We start from the raw sequence: 19,786 nt of genomic DNA, 5'->3' as shown, positions 1-19,786 counted from the left end.
CCTCTAATTTTTGCGAGGTGATTTTTATGAAACTTGAAGATTTAAGCAAAAATGATGATTTTATTCAGAGAGAAGTTAGAAAAGAAAGATTAGAAATCACTTTTTATTATTTTAAATCCTTATGTGATGAAAAAAGGATTACCGATCATCTTATTACCCCTTTTTATGAACTAAACCGAATCAATGAATTGGAAGAATATATAAAGTCGTTTGAGGAATGGTCATTCATTAAAGGAGAAAAAGAAGCTATTGAAAAAGTCTTCAACGGTTGTGTCATTATTTTACATGAACATAAATTATACTCTGTAAAACTAGAAGATTTCGAAGTAAGTGGAATAGGCGAATCAACAGATGAAAGTGTGTTACAAGGACCCAAAGATAGCTTAAGTGAAAATATAAGTATCTCTCTAAATATTATTCGCAATCGATACCGCAAAGAAACGTTAGTCTCTAAAAATAAAAAATTAGGGAGTACTAAAACAAATATTAATTTATTGTATGATGATGAACTCTGTGACCCACAAATTCTCGCTCACTTAAATAATAAATTGAAGGATATAGATGTGGATGTTTTACAGTCAGCTGGTCAACTGCAAAAAATATTGATGGATGATAAATGGTGCCATTTCCCGATGTTTTTGACAACGGAGCGACCTGACAGAGTAGTCGTCAATCTTTCCCAAGGAAAAATTGTTTTTCTTATTGAGGGATCTTCATGGGTTTTACTTGGACCATCTAAATTTTATGATTTTTTCAAATCGATGGACGACCCGGTAGAATTACCTGTCGTCGGTAAGTTTCTTATTTCCATTCGATACATAGCCCTTATGATCACGCTTTTCCTTCCTGCTTTTTATGTAGCTGTTATTTCGTATTCGCCAGAAATCTTAAAAGTTCAATTTGCTCTTTTAATTGCCGGAAATAGAATATCGGTACCGTTTCCTTCTTATTTTGAGATTATCTTTATGATGCTAATGGCAGAATTTCTAGGTGAGGCCAGTATCCGTTTGCCAAGAACGATTAGTTCATCGGCGACTACGGTTGGTGGATTGATACTTGGACAAGCCGCCTCCCAAGCGGGTCTAATTGGTAATGTCATGATTGTTGTGGCTGCAGCTGTTTCACTTTCTATCTTTGTGATTCCTATTAATGCGATGCATCAAGCGATTAGGATCATAAGATATCCTTTAATTATCCTAGGGAGTTTATTTGGAGCTATAGGGGTATTGATAGGAGCTTTGGCACTCATCGCTTATCTTTGTAATTTACGCAGTTTAGGTAAACCTTATATGCAATTATTTGCTAATAACTGATTGTAGGTGGATTTTCATGCTCGGACAACGTTATTACTTCTATTTATTTTATATCAATGCACTTGTAAGTGTAACAGCTTGTATTCCTCAAATATTATATAAAGATCGATTTAATGGAAGTTTAACAAGTTTGATCCTATCAACCTTAGTTGGGGTGATTCTTTTATATTTATTTCAAACTCAAATAAAGAATTTTCACAGTGAAACTATTTCTGAAGGTTTGAATAGATTATTCCAAAGCCGCATCCAAAAGGGTTTTCTTTTTTTTATTTCATCTTGAGTATTTTTTCAGGAACCTTATTTCTTAACTCAATTATGCAAATGATAGGAAGGTTTACAAAGTTGAACACCAATTTAATCTTTGTGAGCCTTCTCTTACTCATCGTATTTTCGATAATGAGTAAAACGAATTCCATTTTATTCATGCTTGAAATGACGGTTCTATTTGTTACACCTTTTTTACTTCTAATAGTGCTAAGATTTTCCACAGATAACCTCGTCTTGATTGATTCCATCAAGCAATCATTGACTTATTTCATGCATTTACCGAAAATGAATTCGGTTGTATCCAGTTTATTTGTTTTTACAGGATTTACAAATTTATTAGTCTTTAGTCAACATATCCAACCTTTTAATAGGAAACATTTAATCATTATTAGTACGGTGGTTTGTCTCGTGCTATATGCTGCTTATTTTATACCAATTGGATACTTCGGACTTAATGGTGTAGGGGTAGAAAGTTATGTATGGGTGACAACAATAGATAGTATGCGTATTGATTACTTTTTTTTAGAAAGGCTCGTCATAATTTTTATTTTAATTCTCATAGGTATCACTTTGATGTATATCATCATTTCATTTCACTCGTCACTAAAGTTTTTTCAGATGATGACAAGAGATTTTGGAGGTTTAAGATGGATTGTCATATTCATTATTGTATTATCAGGATTCATTACTCAATATTATCTCGAAGAATTCAGTTTGCTAAAGTTCTTCCATTCCTTTTTTATTTTCCGAATTATTTCAGATCTATCTTTATTAGGCATTTTCTTTTACGCTTCAAGAAAGCAAATAAAAACATAATACTTGTACTTTTGTCATTACTGTTTATTTCGATTTTATTAAATGGCTGCGCGTTTAAGGATATTGATAAACGTGCATTTGTTACGGCAATTGGGATAGATGAATCAGATAGTATTGAAAAAAAATATAAAGTGACGCTCAAGATTTCCCTGACCACAGGTGATCCGGCGACAACGGGAGCCGAATTTACCTTGCTATCCTTTGATGCCAATTCTATCTCAGAAGCTTTAAAACATATGAAGTCTATGACCGATAAGGAACTATTTTATGGGCATACAATAACGATTCTGATCGGAGAGGAAATGGCTGCAGAGGATATTCAACCTTTATTAGATTATTTGGTTAGAAGACCAGATATACAAAGAACGACTTATTTAGGTGTTGCTGTCCCAACAGCCTATCAAGTACTAGAACTGAAACCTGAAATAGAACAAATAGCAGGTAGTTATTTGTTTTTAATGTTTGAAGAAAGTAGCACAGACTCACCGTATGAAAAAGCACTAACCTTATTTGATGCGTATAGAAGGGAGACAGAATTAGGAATCAATATTGCTATGCCTATTGTTGAAGTCCAAAATCAAAACATTCAGTCTGATACAATCGCCCTATTTAGTAAAGTGGGAATGAAATCGAAACTTACGCCAAAAGAATCTGAACTATTTAGGCTTCTGACTTTGGGGATTAAGAGTGGAAGTACAAACGTTCTGACAAAAGAGGGAGCTTATGCGATTGAAATGACAAAGAGCAAGGCCAACATTAAAATTAGGCAAGAAGAAAATCAGATGTTCACAGCGGTTATTAATATTAAATTGATTGGAAATGTAGAAGAGATTATGGACAATCGATTAGGCCTTTCTAGAGATCAAATCGAAGAAATCCAAAATGAAGTTGAAAAAACCGTAAAAGAAGATGTTGAAATATTGTTAGAGAAGATAAATAAAGCCAACCTAGATCCAATCGGGTTAGGACTTAAATTTAACTCAAGTAATTTTCATCACATAGAATTAAGTAAATTTTATTCTAACCTTACGTTCGACGTAAATGTGAACTGTCATATAAAAGAAGCTGGTTTAGTGGAATGAACTTGAATTTATTGAGGGCCAACACTAAGCAGGTTGTTGGTAGGGCCCCCTATTTATGTAACTAGTCGGGCAAGCTTAGTCGTTCTGCTTCTGAGATATAGGTATGCTTATAGCGGTTTGCTCATTGGCTGGTGCTTTTTTTCATTTGAAGAATCCATGGAAGTGCAGCCTGTAAATTATCAAAGACGGCATCTGCGTCATAGGTATCTTTACTACGTCGGTTCACTAATACTGTTTTGCTGCCAGCACTTTGACCCGCTTGTATGTCTGGTTTGCGATCCCCAACCATCACACTTGAGTGTAAATCCACTTGATGCTTTTGAGCCAATTCCACTAACATTTGGGCTTCAGGTTTACGGCAAGGGCAGCCTTCATCAGGTTTATGAGGACAATAGGCAATGTCATCTACTGAGGCACCAAATGTGGCTAAATCCTCTATCATTTTTTTATGAATCTTTTGGAGCATAACCTCTTTCATATATCCAAGCCCAACGCCTCCTTGATTTGTTACTATAAAGACAAGAAAACCAGCCTCGTTTAGTACCCGAATGGACTCTCCAACACCATCCAGTAATAGAAAATCAACTGGAGTATTGACGAATTTTACTCTTTTCGTTAGCACCTCATTTATAACGCCATCACGATCTAAAAAAACAGCTTGCCTCATCTGAACACCCACTTTTGAATTTGTTTTGATGTTGCTCAAATTTCTAAAACATAGAGTTGGACTTTTTGTCATTAGTAATATGAGTAGAATGGAGAGGTTTTATGTGTATAAAGACTAACGCCTGTTTTTGAGGGAAGTAACTCTAAATCAGTTGAGACTTCACATTGCCTTACTAACTCTTTGTTCGTTTTCCTTTAAGTAAACGGATCATTGAAATATAATAGTAGAATAAATTCATATTTGTATCATTTAAATAATGTGCGAATATCTCGTATTGAGGAGGCCAGAAATGATCGATTTAAGAAGTGATACGGTGACAAAGCCGGATGAAAAGATGAGAAAAGCAATGTATGAGGCAGAAGTAGGAGATGATGTTTATCAAGAAGATCCTACAGTAAAGGAGTTAGAAGAAAGAGCAGCAGACCTTTTAGGAAAAGAAGCTGCATTATTTGTGACGAGTGGTACCCAAGGAAATCAAATTGCTGGTTTGGTTCATTGTAAGCCAGGAGAAGAAGTGATATTAGAAGCTCAATCACATATCTTTCTTTACGAAGGAGCAGCGATGTCAGCATTCGCAGGTGTTCAACTTCAAACATTGACAGGTGAACGAGGGGCTCTAAATATTGAGGACGTTCGGAATGAGATTAGAAGTGATGACATTCATGAACCGAAAACAAGCCTGATTTGTTTAGAGAACACACATAATAAAGCAGGTGGAGCCATCATTCCACTTGAAAATATGAAAGAAATTTATACATTGGCCGAGTCGAACAGAATTAACGTTCATTTAGACGGGGCGAGATTATTTAATGCTTCCGTTGCTTCAGGAATTCCGGTTAAAGATTTTGCTCATTATACAGATACGGTTCAATTTTGCTTATCGAAAGGATTAGGTGCACCGGTAGGATCGATTATCGCTGGTTCATTAGATTTCATTGCAGAGGCAAGGAGATGGCGGAAACGACTTGGTGGTGGATTAAGGCAAGTCGGGGTATTAGCTGCTCCTAGTTTGATTGCTCTAAATGAAAACGTTGAGCGACTCCAGATAGACCATGAACATGCTCAGTTGTTAGCAGAAGGCTTACAAAATATTGAAGGCATTTCCTTAGAAAATAAGGTGGATACAAATATCGTTTTAATAAGTCTTAAGAGTAACAACATACCTGCTTTTTTAGAAAAATTAAAAGGCAAAGGCATCCGGGCAGGACAGTTTGGAGCAAATAAAATTCGATTTGTGACTCATAAGGATATTAGTTCAGAGGATATCAATACGGCATTGCTGAAAATTCAACAAGTCGTACTTGATAGGTAGTCAACCCTAATGAAGAGCTCTTAAGTAAGAGCTTTTTTATGATCTAATTTGAGCAATTTTTTGTTCACACTCAAGTGGATGGGATAAATATAGTATAAGTGGATGGTTTTTTATCATTGTTTACCTTGTATACTAATGGTAAGCACTGCTTAATCATAATTGAGGTGATAGCATGGTCGACATCCACTCTAAAGGAAGAGTTGCTGTTATACAAGCAGCTTCTGTTATTTTTGATTTACATGGAAGTATTAATAAAGCGATCAGCTTAATAAAAGAAGCAAGCGAAAAAGGAGCAAAGATTGTTATTTTTCCTGAATCTTTTATCCCTGCTTATCCGCGTGGGCTTAGCTTTGGTACAAAGATTGGCAGTCGTTCAGCAGAAGGAAGAGAAGATTGGCTACGCTATTTAAATAACTCTATTGTTGTTCCGAGTGATGAAACACGCCTTTTAGGGGATGCAGCGAAAAAGGCAGGTGTTTATTTGATAATGGGAGTGACCGAGCGGAGTAATGGTACCTTATATTGTACTGTGTTATTTTTTGGTCCTGATGGCACACTTCTTGGTAAACATAGAAAGTTAAAACCTACTGGGGCAGAAAGAATTGTTTGGGGAGAAGGAGATGGGAGTACACTTCCTGTATTCGAAACGCCTTATGGAAAAATTGGCGCTTTAATATGTTGGGAGAATTATATGCCGCTCGCAAGGACAGCCATGTATCAAAAAGGCGTCCAACTTTTAATTACACCAACAGCTGATTCTCGTGAACTTTGGCAAGCGACGATCCGTCATATTGCGGCAGAAGGGAGATGTTTTGTTTTAGCTTGTAACCAGTATGTGACGAAAGATATGTATCCAACTGATTTAGTTTGTTATCATGAATTAAATGATTGCCCTGAAGTAATGAGCAGAGGCGGCAGTGCTATTGTAGGCCCAAATGGGGATTATCTTGTAGAACCCGTTTTTGGTAAAGAAGAAATGATGATCGCGGATATTTCTTTAGATGAAATTGGGAAAAGTCAGCTTGATTTTGATGGAACTGGCCATTATTCTAGGCCTGATGTGTTCACACTTGTTGTCAATGAAAAACGACAAGAATCTGTTAACTGGATTAGGCCTTAAAAACGGGGGATTGAAATGGATTGGAAACCAGATCGGATGTTATCGAAACCTATTTATAAACAAATATCATCCTATTTTGAAGAAATGATTTCAAAAGGGGTTTATCCAGCCAATGAAATGTTACCTTCAGAACGGACGCTGGCCACTCAATTGCAAGTGAATCGTAGCACGATCAAATCGGCTTATGAAGAGTTAGAAGCATTGGGTATTGTTGAACGGGTGAAAGGTAGTGGAACCAAGGTAAGTTCAAATATATGGGGCATATCTCATAAAAGAATTCCTAACTGGGGTCGTTATGTGGAAGATGGTTCTTTTTTACCGAATATCCCAATGGTTCAAAAAATCAGGACGATTACTCAAGAACCAAATATAGTCAATTTAGCGAGTGGAGAACTTTCACCTCATTTAATGCCAACTGAAGCGATTCGAGAAATTATCTCTACTCAACCTTTTTCTGAAAACCTTGGTTACGATCATCCGCAAGGCAATGAAGAATTAAGAGAAGCATTGGCGTCATTTGTTCATAAATATCGTTGCATTAAAACGGATTCAGAATCGATTCTCATTACATCTGGTGCCCAACAGGCGATTCACTTAATCGTTGAATGTTTGTTAAAACCAGGTGATGCGATTGCGATTGAAAATCCATCGTATAGTTATTCACTTCCCCTTTTTAAAACAGCCGGGATTCGAACGTATTTATTATCAGTAGATGAGCAGGGGGCAAATCCAGAGGAGCTGATTTCTTTACATAAAAAACACCGTATACGGATGGTCTTTTTGAATCCAAGTTACCAAAACCCAACCGGGACTTCTTTAAGCACGGTAAGGAGAGAACGTTTCTTAGCCTTATCATCAGAATTAGGCATTCCGATTATTGAAGATGACCCATATGGAATTACTTCCTATAGCGGAAAAATGAACCCAGCCTTAAAATCCTTAGATAAAGATGGAAATGTCCTTTATATCAGCTCATTATCTAAGGTTGTCTCGTCTGGGCTTAGAATTGGTTGGGTGATTGGACCTCAAGCGGTCATTCAGCGTCTTGCTGATGCGAAACAACAAATTGATTTTGGTCATAGTATTTTCCCGCAATGGGTCGCCAAAACGTTCTTAAATTCTACTTATATTGAGGAGCATATAAAAAGTCTCCGTGTTGAACTTTCTCAAAGAAGGGATGAACTTGACGTCAGTTTAAGGAATTTTCTAGCTGACAAAATATCTTATCACTTACCTGAAGGTGGCATTCATTTATGGTGTAAACTGAATCAGCGGATGAATGAAAATAAACTGATTGAAGAATCGATAAAAAATGGTGTCGCTTTTGTTCCCGGCAAAATATTAGGAAATATGGAAGAGAGCTATGTACGTTTTACATACGGGAGGGAAGACTTAGGTAGGATTAGCGAAGGCATCTATAGGTTTTCTGAGACAATTAAAAGGTTAGAATATGAATACAAGCAAACGAATAGAAAATAGGAGATAAACATGACATTTTTAATTATTTTTGCCGCGATTGTGTGTGTTGTTGGACTTGTTATTACTTTACTTGTGACTAAACAAGAAGACACAAGTTATTCTCAAAAAAAGAGCATTTCAAATCAACTTATTTTATATATTATTCTCATCCCAGTGATTGCGCTGATTACAATTCTTACATTTTGGCTTTTAAGCTAATGATAAAAATTGTAAAATGAATCATTAAGAGTTGGATATCTCTAAATAGGGAGGTATCCTTTTTTTGAAATCTAGTGTTCTATCAGTGAGGAGGGGATTCTGTCTTTGATGACAGTGAATGATGTACATATTACAAGTCAGTTTACAAATTGGGTTTTTGATGGCTTTATCCGTGTTAGGAATGTGGATTAAAGAGTGGTTTTCATTGCCGATTCCAGGCAGTATCATTGGTTTTATTGTCTTATTACTCTTATTAAGTTTTCGAGTGGTTCCTGAACGATTTGTTAGTAAAGGCTCAGCTATTCTCTTATTTTTATTACCTGTTCTACTTATTCCATTTAATTTAGGGATTATAGAATACCCAGAACTTTTATCATTAGCTGGAGCGGTGATGATTTTTTCCGTTATAGTGAGCACGCTTGTATCTATGATTATTATTGGACATATTTGTCAGTCGATAGAAAAAAGGGCAGTACAAGCAGGTGGGGTGGAGAGTGATTAACTTTCTCATTTCTTTTAGTATAATTTTGCTCACACTCGCTACCTTTTGGGGCATGCGTCGTCTTTATTTAAAATACCCTCATCCGTTATTAATGCCTGTGTTAACCACAACGGTTCTTTTATTCATGTTGTTATTAATATTTGGAATTCCGTATTCAACCTATATGGAAGGTGGCAGGTGGCTTAGTAAGCTGCTAGAACCAGCGATTGTTGCCTTAGCCTACCCTTTATATAAAAATAGAAAAATTGTTTTACAGTATAAGTGGTTTATTGTAGGTGGGGTTATTAGTGGATTTATGATAAGTATAGGTTCTATGTATATTTTAGCCCGACTTTTTTCTGTTGAAACTCATTATATGGCTTCGATGCTTCCTAAATCGATCACTGCTCCAGTTGCAGTGGAAATTTCCAACTCTTTGTCTGGTATTCCATCGTTAACAGCGGCTTTTGTATTAGTAGCCGGTTTTTCAGGGATTCTCTTAGGTCCGAAAATCATGGAGATGGTTGGAATCAACAATCGTAAAGCAATGAGTATTGCTCTAGGAACGACTGCTCATGCATTAGGTATTTCAAAAGCGACAGAATATGGAGAGATTCCTCTTTCAATGAGTTCGATTGCGATGACATTTAGTGCGATATTGGGAGCGTTTATTACACCCGTTCTTATTTGGCTCATTTGATAACTTAAAAACTTTCTTAAACATAAAGGAGGCAAGCGATGCATAATCAAAAAAAAATTCGTGATTACGGTATCAAAATCGGACAGCTGGAGCCTGGATACCGTAATGCCATTACGGATGTAGAAGGGGTAAGTGTTGGTCATGTGACACTTAGTAATGACAATAAGCAAACAGGTGTGACAGCTATTTGCCACATCAAAGAAATACCTTTCATGAAAAGCTTGTCGCCTCAAGCCATGTGATTAACGGATTTGGAAAGTCGATGGGGTTAATACAGTTAAATGAATTAGGAACGTTAGAAACACCTATTCTTCTCACGAATACTTTAAATGTGGCAACAGCAGCAGATGCCCTAATTGATTATATGTTAGAAAGAAACCCTGAAATTGGGAGAACGACTGGAACGGTGAACCCTGTCATTGGTGAATGTAACGATATGATCTTAAATGACGTTAGAGCCAAGTTTGTACAGTCAGACGATATTTTTCAAGCAATAGAAAATGCCTCCTTTGATTTTAAAGAAGGAACCGTTGGAGCGGGTACAGGAATGGTTTGTTATTCTTTAAAAGGTGGGATTGGTTCAGCTTCGCGCATGATGGAAATGGAACATGGAAAATACACGCTCGGTGTTTTAGTTTTATCTAATTTTGGCAGATTAAGTGATTTACAAGTAAATGGCAATGCGATTGGTCAACAACTGACGGATACACTTGACCAATCCGATCAACAAACAGATAAAGGCTCGATCATGATTATTGTAGCGACTGATCTTCCGGTTTCAGAGAGACAATTGAACCGAATCATTAAACGGTCTGTTACAGGATTATCACGAACCGGTTCGATTATTACGACGGGAAGTGGTGAGATTATTATCGGTTTTTCCACAGCGACTAAAATTCCCCATAATAAGCCTGAACAATGCCTTTTAATACCTCAAATCCATGAGGAAGATATCGATTTGGCCTTTAGAGCTGTAGGGGAAGCGACAGAAGAAGCTGTTTTGAATTCTTTAATAACAGCAGAGTCTATTGTTGGCCGAGATGGGAATATGCGGCCGGCATTAAAAGATTTGATCGAGGAGTTTAGTATTTCACTCGATAAATGAAATAGGAAACTAGCTATTTTTAAACTAGAAAAGTCGATTACTAGCTTTATGGTAATCGACTTTTTTGTTTTGTTATTAAAGAACATTATCTACAGAAAAAAATCTAGGTTGACAAAAGGAGAAAGAGTCATATATTATAAAACGTAATCATTACGATTTAATAATTGTCATGGTTACGTTTTAGTTGATCTATTTATTATTTGTGAAGGAGTAATAGCCGAGAGGGCTAAAATTTTTTTGTGATTTAAATCGTAATAATTACGATTTAATCATATTTCAACATACAAATATATGAAATGAAGGAAGGGAAGCTATTATGGCTAAAAAATCAAAAGTTGTGAAAGAAAAGAAACGCCAAGAACAAGTGGAAAAATATGCTTTAATTCGTAAGGAGTTAAAGGAAAAAGGCGACTATCTGGCTTTGAGTAAGTTACCAAGAGATTCATCACCTACTAGGTTGAAAAACAGATGTGAAATAACGGGTCGACCAAGAGGGTATTTAAGAAAGTTCAAAATGTCACGTATTGCTTTTAGAGAACTTGCTCATAAAGGGCAAATCCCTGGTGTGAAGAAATCTAGCTGGTAAAAGAAAAATCATTGAGGGAGATTTATTATGAATAGGGCTAGTCATTCAGAAATGGAATTTTTTCATCGCAGAGCTATTCGTCAATTATCAATAAAAGAACGTGAAATATACTTATTTATTATTAAGAAAGAAAATCAGCTTGTAGACATTGCTATTAGTGAAAATCATTATCTTCAGTTGATGAAAGAAAATCCACCTTTTAAAGCTGCGGCAGCTCACTTTTTATTAGATGAAGTAGCTATAAAGCAACTAATGGATGAAGCACAGACTAAGGTTGATCGATTTATAGAAAAAAGCTGCAACCAAAGAAAATGGATTAACTACTCAAACTACAACAATAAAAGCAACTATAACTACTTCTTTGTTTATTAAGAAAAGAGGTTCATAAATTTAGAGGTTAGAAATATTAAAGGATAAATCGAGAAGCTACATATACAAAGTATTTAGGCACTAACATTGTAAAATCAAAGGAGTGAAAAGCAGAATGAAAAAAATTCCTGTTACTGTTTTAAGTGGATATCTTGGTGCTGGTAAAACAACATTATTAAATCATGTCTTAAATAATCGTGAGGGCCTTAAGATCGCCGTCATTGTTAATGATATGAGTGAAGTGAATATTGATAGCGAACTCGTCCAAACACAAGGTGGATTTTCACGAACAGAAGAAAAGCTAGTGGAAATGTCCAATGGATGCATTTGTTGCACACTACGAGAGGATTTATTACTAGAAGTAGAACGTCTAGCCAAACAAGGGGATATTGATTATATTTTGATTGAGTCTTCAGGAATAAGTGAGCCTATCCCAGTTGCTCAAACTTTCTCTTATATTGATGATGAATTAGGGATTGATTTGACCAAATTTTGCACATTAGACACGATGGTGACGGTTGTTGATGCCCATCGTTTTTGGCATGATTTTGAGTCAGGTGACACTTTATTGGAAAGAAAACAAGCAGTCGGTGAGGCAGATGATCGGAATATTGCGGACCTATTAATTGATCAAATTGAATTTTGTGATGTTTTAGTTTTAAATAAATGTGATTTAGTTACGGAAAACAACTTAGAACAGCTTGAAAAGGTCATAAAAACGCTGCAACCCGATGCTAAAATTATTCGTGCGGTTAACAGCGAGATCGATGTAAAAGAAATCTTAAATACGGGCCTATTTGATTTTGATAAATCGAGTCAGTCACCAGGGTGGCTTCAGGAATTAAATATAGGACCAGCTGATCATACTCCTGAAACAGAAGAATATGGCATCTCTTCATTTGTCTATTCTCGGAAAATTCCTTTTCATTCAGAGCGATTTAATACGTGGTGTGGAGCGATGCCGACTCAAATTGTGCGAGCCAAAGGGATTACATGGTGCCAGACCCAAAACGATCTAGCTATTTTATTGTCACAAGCAGGACCTTCAGTTAAATTAGAACCATTATCTTATTGGGTTGCATCATTGTCAGTGGAGCAACAAGAGCGAATAATAGCAGATAACCCAGAAATGCTTGATGAATGGGATGCTGATATAGGGGACAGACATACTAAATTAGTGTTTATCGGAATCGATTTAAACGTTGATTTAATCACTCATGAACTAGACCAATGCTTATTAACACAAGAAGAATATACTCAGGACTGGACGAAACATACTAACCCGTTCCAGTGGCAAATTACAAGTCATTAGAATGAATTATATTTTTGAAGAGGAGTGCATGTTGTTGCATTCCTTTTTCTCGTTTAGGCTTCTTCAATTGTGATGATTAGGAGCCGGTATAGTATATAAACCCCAAGATACCCGCCAAATATTAAGAAAAACGGGTTTAGGAAAAGTGAATGGATATTTGTCATAAAAACAGTGTGATCTTTAAGAATCGTATGGATCGATAAAGAGGCAATGTTTCCAAATATAAGGGCTGATACGATAGCAAGCAAGTTAAATAGAAGTCGCAATTTCATCCACCATTTTTGAGAGAAGTACATAAACAAAGGAAGAAAAAGACTGGATAGGACTATCAATACCTTCATACACTCACCTTTAAGTTAAGATTTTCAAATATTATGCCCAGTCTCTAAACAATTGATTACGATAATATAGAAAAGTGCTTTTCAAGTTAATTTTGAATGAATAATGTATTTTATATGTGTCTAAAAAAAGAAAGTTCTCAAAAAACCCTCCTTTATATTAGAAATAATCATTATAGGGAATTACAATTAGTAATGAATTAAAAAGGAGGGGTTCACAATGTTAAAGAAGATGCTCGTACAATATCGAAAAAATCTCCTCCTCATGGCTCTATTAGCATTTGGAATGTCAATCGCTATTCTTGGCCAAGGATATTTGATCGTGACAATTATTGATCGTATTTTTTTGCAAGGTGTTCAATTCGTTGATGTCCTTTATTTAATCGGTATCTTAGTGTTCGCCTTACTCATTCGGACGATTTTACGTTCTTCTATTAATAAAATCGGAATGTCTGTGGCAACAGATGTCAAAATAAAGCTTCGCGTGCGATTATTAGATCATTTTACGAAGCGGCCAGCCATTGCGAATGTAAAAAGGAGAGCAGGTGAAAGAACGAGTTATTTTTTAGATATCGTAGACGAAATCGATCGCTATTTTACTCAATATATTCCACAAATGATTCAATCAATGATTATTCCACTTGTCCTCTTAATCGTTATTTTTGTAGAGCATTGGACGACAGGGGTTATCATCTTAATAACGGCTCCATTTATCCCCATTTTTATGGTGATTATTGGAGTGAAAACGGGCGATAAATCGAAAGAACAATTAACGAAAATGGCGGCCTTTTCAGGTACTTTTCTAGATACATTGCAAGGTTTACAAACATTAAAGTTATTTGGGAGAGCGAAACAACAAAGAGAGCGAATTAAGAAAAGTAGTTTAAGTTTTCGGGATGCAACAATGGAAGTATTAAAGGTTGCCTTTACGAATTCATTAGCTTTGGAGTTCATTTCGATGCTTAGTATCGGATTAATTGCTTTAGAAGTTGCGATTCGAATGATTATTATTCAAGATACATCTTTTGCAACAGGATTTTTAATGTTGATATTAGCCCCTGAATTCTTCAATAAGTTAAAAGAACTCGGCTCCGCGTTTCATTCCGGGAAAGCGAGTATGGGAGCGGCGAAAAAGCTAGAAGAACTATTAGAGGAAACGAGTGAACCAGTGAAGTGGGGAACGGAAGAACTAGATAAAAATCAACCACCTACACTGGAATTAAGCGAAGCATCATTTGGATATGAGCAAGGTTTTCAATCGAAACCTATTTCTGTTTCAATTGAACCGTTCGAGAAAGTGGCGATCATTGGAGCAACAGGGGCGGGGAAATCGACGTTATTAAATGTCCTTTCTGGCTTATTTCCACTTAATAGTGGTACTTATCTGATCAATGGTCTCTCGCAGCACCAGGTCTTGGAGAAATCTTGGTTTGACAAGCTAAGTTATATTACTCAAGATGCGTATTTATTTTCGGGCACGATTGAAGAAAATATCGCATTAGGTTCTAGTCAAATACATTCTCAACAAGAAATTAAATTGGCCGCTGAAGAAGCAGGAATTTATGAATGGGTTCAATCCTTGCCAAATGGTCTGAAGACGAGCATCGGTGAGGGAGGGCGTGGCCTTTCTGGTGGAGAAAAACAACGCGTCTTAATGGCGAGAGCCTTTTTGAAAAAACCAGCCCTTATCCTTTTTGATGAACCGACGACTGGATTGGATTTACAAACAGAGCGGATTTTACAAACATCGATGCAAAAACTATCCGAGCAATCGACCGTTATTACAGTAGCCCATCGTTTGTATACGATTCGTTCAGCCGATAAAATTATTTTGCTTGACGCAGGAGCGATTCGGGCAGTCGGTACACATGAAGAGTTATGGCGACAAGATAAAATGTACCGAGAAATGGTTGATGTCCAGCAAGGGAGGACGATGTGATGCGACATTTAAGTATGGTTATTTCCATTATGCTTCAGGAAAAACGCGATATTCTCTTATCGATTGTCTTTGGATTTATAGCGGGGATCACAGCCGTTGGACTTTTTTCCGCTAGTGGGTATTTAATCTCACAAGCTGCTCTTGTTCCACCTATTTACACGTTAATGATCATTGTCGCTATTGTTAAGTTACTAGGGATTACATCTGCTGTGAGTCGGTATGGGGAGCGTTACTTTTCTCATCGGGCCACTTTTACGATGTTAAGTAATATAAGGGTCTTTGTTTATCAAAAAATCGAACCACTCTCTTCTACAATATTGCAACGTTATCGGAGTGGAGATTTGTTAGCTCGAATTGTCGGAGATGTGGAATCTCTCCAGAATTTTCTCTTACGTGTTTTTTATCCACCTGTTGTGACAGCGACCGTTTTTATCGCAACAATCGCTTTTACAACAATCTTTTCAATCGGAACTGCGTTTATTCTTTTAAGTGGGATGCTCCTCTTGACGCTTATTATTCCTGCTTTATTTTTAATAAAACAAAGTCGTGTTGATCAAAAAAATCGACAAATTCGCGGGAACTTGTCATCTGAATTTACGGAGTTCTTATATGGCTATAAAGATTTAAAAATCAATCAGCAAGCAACAAGCCAACGAAATCAATTAATAATAACGGTACAAGCTTATGAAAAAGAGCAGAAAAGGGCTCATGAAGTCCAATTATTTAATGAATCGGTTATCGGCTTTCTATCCTTATTTATATCCGTCCTTGTGTTAGCTTTTGCTGGTTATCAAGTTGTTCAAGGCAATTTAGAGGGCATTTTATTAGCGATGCTCTTTATGATATCCATAACTGTTTTTGAACAGACCGCACCTATGGCCCTTGTTCCACATTTTCTACAACAAAGTAACGTGGCAACGAAGCGTTTAGTTCAAGTATGGAATCAAGAACAGGAATCCGAACAAGAATCCTATGTAAAATGGGAAAATCATCATATACCTTCTATACAATTTGAGGATGTTTCTTTTACGTATATGGATGAAACAAGGCCAACGCTCGATCGGATATCTTTTGAATTACCAGCAGGATCTAAAACAGCGATTGTCGGAGCCAGTGGTTCGGGAAAAACGACGATCTTACAAGTTTTATTAAAGGTTCAGCCGTTAGATAGTGGAAAAGTGACTTTTAATGATTGGGATATTGATAAAATTAAAGAAGAAGAGATTTGGAAGGCAAGCAATGTTTCCTTACAATCCAATCACTTTTTCTTTGGAACGATTCGAGATAATTTAGAAATAGCCAACCCAGAAGCGAGTGATACCGAATTAACACAAGCATTACGAGATGTACAATTAGCTCATTTGAATTTAGAAGACGCCGTTCAAGAAAAAGGAGCCAACTTATCCGGGGGAGAAAAACAAAGATTAGCCCTTGCTCGCTTATTTTTAAAGGAAGCCCAAATATGGGTATTGGATGAACCGACCTCATCAATGGATGCTTTAACAGAGGAGAGAATGCTTTCAAATCTTTTCGAAAAAGCAGGTACAGCGACACTCGTATTAGTTAGTCATCGATTGACTGGGTTAGAGAAAATGGATCAAATTATCGTGATGGATCATGGAAAAATCGTCGAGAGTGGTAGTTACAAGCAATTAATGGACAAAAACGGTTATTTTAAACAAATGAAGGATTTAGAAAAAGAAATCTTTATCACGTAATAAGGGCACTATATTAGATGAAATTTTTATAAAGCGAAGAGAGCTGTTCCAGAAGGTCATGAGAATTACCTTTTGGGAATCGGCTCTTTTTTAATTCTTTAAAGTAAGATTAGTTGAATTATAATCTTAGTCGATTGAAGAACAGATTAGCCCCAAGATTTTGGACATGAATTCCCTTATTCTCGGTCAAGGTATTCAGTGACAACTTCATCAAATGTTTCAAAAATTGCTTTGATTTGGGATTTTTAATATCCCTAGCAAATTACTAACAATAATGAAATTAATTAAAGCTACTTTTGTTCTGGTTGTTTCTTGAACGTATTTTTAAAATAAGGCTACCTACTATACCTATCCAAAGACATGTCATAAACAGGAAATAATAGGAATTAAATATTTCTTCTCCAACTCCAAAAAAGCTTAAAGTAAATGCCAATCCACCAATCGTGGACAGAAGGGCAAAAAAGTAAATGAAATACTTCATTCGTAATACCTCCAAAATTTTATCATCCTAACTATTATGTGAAGCAAATTTCTCTATATCATGATACCATAAAATAGTAAATGAACCGATTTTAAGCAATAAGGTGTATAAAAAAATTTATGCAAAGCGAAACGTGTTGGCCAACTAATTTCAGAATTAGTATTAACCCTTCTTTTATGAGCAGCAAAAGAAGGAGGAAAAATACCAAAAACATTTAAATTTGCGTTAACTCTGGTAACAAATGATTTTTTAGGGGGGGTGTAATGATGATAAAAACAGCGTCCATTGTTAGTAGTATTGGTTTAACAATCGGATTAACATTTCTAGGTGTTCAGTCATTATCGTCAACTGAGCTCAATGGTCAAGAAAGAGCATTAGTTCTAGGGCAGGCTACTGAAGAAATAGAAGGAGATACGAGGGAAGATTGGGAAATTCGCAGAGATGAAAGGGTACAAAAAGCCATAGAGGCAGGTGAGCCCGATTGGAGTATTGAGGAAATCAAAGCATTAGACAAGAATTATTTCGAGTTTATAGATACTTTAAAGGAAGCACATGAAAAAGAGAGGAAAGCAAAACAAGATGAATTATATCCAGAAGAACGTCACCAGTTAGTGGGATTTATCAATTACTATGTCCATCTCTGGCATAATGCATATGAGGGTTCGGATACACCATGGGAAGAAGATTTTTATTATAGACAAATGGCTTTTTATATGTGGGATGAATTGAGTGTTTTTTCCGATAAGCGAGAGTTTGAGCAAGAGTTTGAAGTAATTCATATCTTATTAGCTGATTTAAAAGAGTTAGAAGGTTATTATGACACCGATCTTTTTCAATCAGAAAATCCAATTGAGGATATAAGAAAAATTTTATTAGACATTCAATTGAGAATGTAACTTTTGTCTAAATGTTGATTTGACCAGCATAAAATCAATTGTTATTTAACGGTGTAAAAAAACTGAAATTTCAAATATGTTAGCGGAGATTGAAGGAATGCTTTTATATTTAGACGGTATGAATCCTCCTAAGCCAAAGCTATAGTCCATGCACAGGTGGCTTTCCATTTGACGAATTTTTTAAGAGCGTATTGATAATGTTCCAGTATCAGAATCATTGATAAAAAATATCATTAGGGAATAGAAAGAGGTAATATAATGGCCATATTAATTTTAAACGGTTACTCACACGAGCATATGCCGTATGAAAAGTGGTTAAAGGATTCAAGTGAAGATTTGGTATTAATCACATGTCGTAAACATATGAATGAGTTTCCAGCAGGTAGGTACGTTGAGGTTATTGGGTTTAATAATTATGAATTAAACTCGAATGTTGAATTGACCGCAATAGAGCTGAATAAAAAATATAATTTCACTAGAATCATTTCTACATACGAATTTGATTTAGTGCGTGCGGCAAGATTACGTGAAGCTTTAAATATTCCTGGCCAACAGTATGATAGTGCTATTTATTTTAGAGATAAACTTCTAATGAAACAGCTAGCCAAACAGAATCATTTAAAAGTGCCATTATTCACAAAGTTAGACTCTTCCATTACATTATTAGAATTTATAAACCTTCATGGCTATCCAGTTGTGGTGAAACCGAGAGATGGTGCCGGAGCTGAAGGGGTGAAAATTTTAAAAAATGAAGGTGATTTAAAAGCTTTTCTAAATGAAGGCATTCCAAGAAACTATATGGTTGAAGAATTTATAGATGGACAAATGTTCCATATCGATGTTCTAACCTTTAAAGGGGATATCATATTTAACTGGCCAAGCACTTATCTAGTAAGTAATTTAGACTTTAATGACGGTGGTTATGCTGGTAGTCACTTAATAGAGGAAGGGCACGTATTTTTCAAAAAACTAATTGATTATGCTACCCAATTAATTAATAGCTTTCCATCTCCTTCACATGGAGCTTTTCATATAGAGGTATTTGTAAATAAGGAGGAGGAAGTTATTTTATGTGAAGTAGCGTCAAGAGCAGGCGGTGGAAAAATAGTTGAACAAATTTATCATGCATTTGATATAAATTTATGCGAAGTTTCTGTCCGCTCTCAAAGTAATCTTTATTCGAAACAAGAAGCAACGATGATAAGGACAAGTCCTAAAAAAATTACAGGTTCCCTCTTAATTCCACCATTAAATAAGCATATTAATCGTTTACCAAGTGTGAATCCACCAGAAAATGTTCTGGAATATTTAACTTATATTAACCTTGATGAACAAAAGAAGAAAGCAGATAGTTTAATTGACCGTATCGCTACTTTTGTCGTAGAAGCAAAGGGTGATATGAGCATTCAAGACAGTATGAATACTGCATACAAGTGGTTTATTAATAATCTAGAAATATATGAAAAACAATCTTAATTCAATACCGTTAACTAATTAAGACATGCATATACGGGGAAAGTAATTTATCATTTCCCGACAGAAGACTCCCCCTTCAATCGTGTGAAGGGAGAAGCCCAACGATAAGGGGGAGATGAATGTCGGTTGGT

General features: G+C 35.9%; 19 protein-coding genes and 1 pseudogene. 18 read left to right on the top strand and 2 right to left on the bottom strand.

Features of this window, described 5'->3' with window-relative positions:
- Positions 1-26: 26 nt before the first annotated feature.
- The 4 genes from BALCAV_RS12045 (at position 27) to BALCAV_RS12030 (ending at position 3,478) form a co-directional block, all read left to right on the top strand.
- Positions 27-1,313, top strand: coding sequence for a spore germination protein (locus tag BALCAV_RS12045; RefSeq protein WP_003323005.1), 1,287 nt, complete (start codon positions 27-29; stop codon positions 1,311-1,313).
- Between the two features lie 16 nt (positions 1,314-1,329).
- Complete coding sequence (locus tag BALCAV_RS12040; protein ID WP_040323947.1) at positions 1,330-1,593, top strand: hypothetical protein; 264 nt, start codon at positions 1,330-1,332, stop codon at positions 1,591-1,593.
- Positions 1,594-1,709: 116 nt separating this feature from the next.
- A complete protein-coding gene (locus tag BALCAV_RS22320; protein WP_160173410.1) occupies positions 1,710-2,396 on the top strand; it encodes a hypothetical protein in 687 nt (228 codons plus the stop codon).
- 11 nt (positions 2,397-2,407) lie between these two features.
- The gene (locus BALCAV_RS12030; protein ID WP_003323003.1) at positions 2,408-3,478 is read left to right on the top strand and encodes a Ger(x)C family spore germination protein; all 1,071 of its coding nucleotides are present in this window, start codon (positions 2,408-2,410) and stop codon (positions 3,476-3,478) included.
- Between the two features lie 121 nt (positions 3,479-3,599).
- Here BALCAV_RS12030 and BALCAV_RS12025 read toward each other — a convergent pair whose 3' ends face one another.
- Positions 3,600-4,145 carry a D-glycero-alpha-D-manno-heptose-1,7-bisphosphate 7-phosphatase gene (locus tag BALCAV_RS12025; protein ID WP_003323002.1) on the bottom strand — a complete coding sequence of 182 codons (546 nt, stop codon included), beginning with the start codon at positions 4,143-4,145 and terminating at the stop codon, positions 3,600-3,602.
- 289 nt (positions 4,146-4,434) lie between these two features.
- Here BALCAV_RS12025 and ltaE point away from each other — a divergent pair, with 289 nt between their 5' ends.
- The 12 genes and pseudogenes from ltaE (at position 4,435) to cydC (ending at position 16,802) form a co-directional block, all read left to right on the top strand.
- Positions 4,435-5,457, top strand: a complete 1,023-nt coding sequence (ltaE, locus tag BALCAV_RS12020; protein WP_003323001.1) for a low-specificity L-threonine aldolase — start codon at positions 4,435-4,437, stop codon at positions 5,455-5,457.
- Between the two features lie 172 nt (positions 5,458-5,629).
- Entirely contained in the window at positions 5,630-6,577 is a 948-nt protein-coding gene (locus BALCAV_RS12015; protein WP_003323000.1) for a carbon-nitrogen hydrolase family protein, read from the top strand.
- A 15-nt stretch (positions 6,578-6,592) separates the two neighbouring features.
- Positions 6,593-8,056, top strand: coding sequence for an aminotransferase-like domain-containing protein (locus tag BALCAV_RS12010; RefSeq protein ID WP_003322999.1), 1,464 nt, complete (start codon positions 6,593-6,595; stop codon positions 8,054-8,056).
- A gap of 9 nt (positions 8,057-8,065) precedes the next feature.
- A complete protein-coding gene (locus tag BALCAV_RS12005; protein WP_003322998.1) occupies positions 8,066-8,254 on the top strand; it encodes a hypothetical protein in 189 nt (62 codons plus the stop codon).
- 118 nt (positions 8,255-8,372) lie between these two features.
- Positions 8,373-8,756: a CidA/LrgA family protein gene (locus tag BALCAV_RS12000; protein WP_003322997.1), complete on the top strand. Its 384-nt coding sequence runs from the start codon at positions 8,373-8,375 to the stop codon at positions 8,754-8,756.
- Positions 8,749-9,435: an LrgB family protein gene (locus tag BALCAV_RS11995; RefSeq protein WP_003322996.1), complete on the top strand. Its 687-nt coding sequence runs from the start codon at positions 8,749-8,751 to the stop codon at positions 9,433-9,435. Before BALCAV_RS12000 ends, BALCAV_RS11995 begins: the two co-directional genes overlap by 8 nt.
- Before the next feature lie 38 nt (positions 9,436-9,473).
- Positions 9,474-10,540 (top strand): annotated as a pseudogene (locus tag BALCAV_RS11990) (DmpA family aminopeptidase).
- Between the two features lie 316 nt (positions 10,541-10,856).
- Positions 10,857-11,126 carry a 30S ribosomal protein S14 gene (gene rpsN / locus BALCAV_RS11985; RefSeq protein WP_003322994.1) on the top strand — a complete coding sequence of 90 codons (270 nt, stop codon included), beginning with the start codon at positions 10,857-10,859 and terminating at the stop codon, positions 11,124-11,126.
- Between the two features lie 27 nt (positions 11,127-11,153).
- Complete coding sequence (locus BALCAV_RS11980) at positions 11,154-11,498, top strand: hypothetical protein (RefSeq protein WP_003322993.1); 345 nt, start codon at positions 11,154-11,156, stop codon at positions 11,496-11,498.
- 112 nt (positions 11,499-11,610) lie between these two features.
- Positions 11,611-12,807 (top strand): GTP-binding protein, encoded by a 1,197-nt coding sequence (locus tag BALCAV_RS11975; RefSeq protein ID WP_003322992.1) that lies wholly within the window; start codon positions 11,611-11,613, stop codon positions 12,805-12,807.
- A gap of 558 nt (positions 12,808-13,365) precedes the next feature.
- The gene (cydD, locus tag BALCAV_RS11965; protein ID WP_003322990.1) at positions 13,366-15,084 is read left to right on the top strand and encodes a thiol reductant ABC exporter subunit CydD; all 1,719 of its coding nucleotides are present in this window, start codon (positions 13,366-13,368) and stop codon (positions 15,082-15,084) included.
- Positions 15,084-16,802: a thiol reductant ABC exporter subunit CydC gene (cydC, locus tag BALCAV_RS11960; protein ID WP_003322989.1), complete on the top strand. Its 1,719-nt coding sequence runs from the start codon at positions 15,084-15,086 to the stop codon at positions 16,800-16,802. Before cydD ends, cydC begins: the two co-directional genes overlap by 1 nt.
- Before the next feature lie 280 nt (positions 16,803-17,082).
- Here cydC and BALCAV_RS11955 read toward each other — a convergent pair whose 3' ends face one another.
- On the bottom strand, positions 17,083-17,283 hold the full coding sequence (locus BALCAV_RS11955) for a hypothetical protein (protein ID WP_003322988.1): 201 nt from the start codon (positions 17,281-17,283) through the stop codon (positions 17,083-17,085).
- A 266-nt stretch (positions 17,284-17,549) separates the two neighbouring features.
- Between BALCAV_RS11955 and BALCAV_RS11950 the strand changes: the two genes are divergently transcribed.
- Both BALCAV_RS11950 and BALCAV_RS11945 read left to right on the top strand, forming a co-directional pair.
- On the top strand, positions 17,550-18,179 hold the full coding sequence (locus BALCAV_RS11950) for a hypothetical protein (RefSeq protein WP_152563046.1): 630 nt from the start codon (positions 17,550-17,552) through the stop codon (positions 18,177-18,179).
- A 258-nt stretch (positions 18,180-18,437) separates the two neighbouring features.
- Complete coding sequence (locus tag BALCAV_RS11945) at positions 18,438-19,655, top strand: ATP-grasp domain-containing protein (protein WP_003322986.1); 1,218 nt, start codon at positions 18,438-18,440, stop codon at positions 19,653-19,655.
- Positions 19,656-19,786: the final 131 nt, after the last annotated feature.

The sequence above is a fragment of the Alkalihalobacillus alcalophilus ATCC 27647 = CGMCC 1.3604 genome, from assembly GCF_000292245.2.
In the GTDB taxonomy this organism is placed as follows: Bacteria; Bacillota; Bacilli; order Bacillales; family Bacillaceae_D; genus Alkalihalobacillus; species Alkalihalobacillus alcalophilus.
Note: the sequence above shows the minus strand (reverse complement) of the source record. Positions and strands in the feature narration are given on the sequence as shown.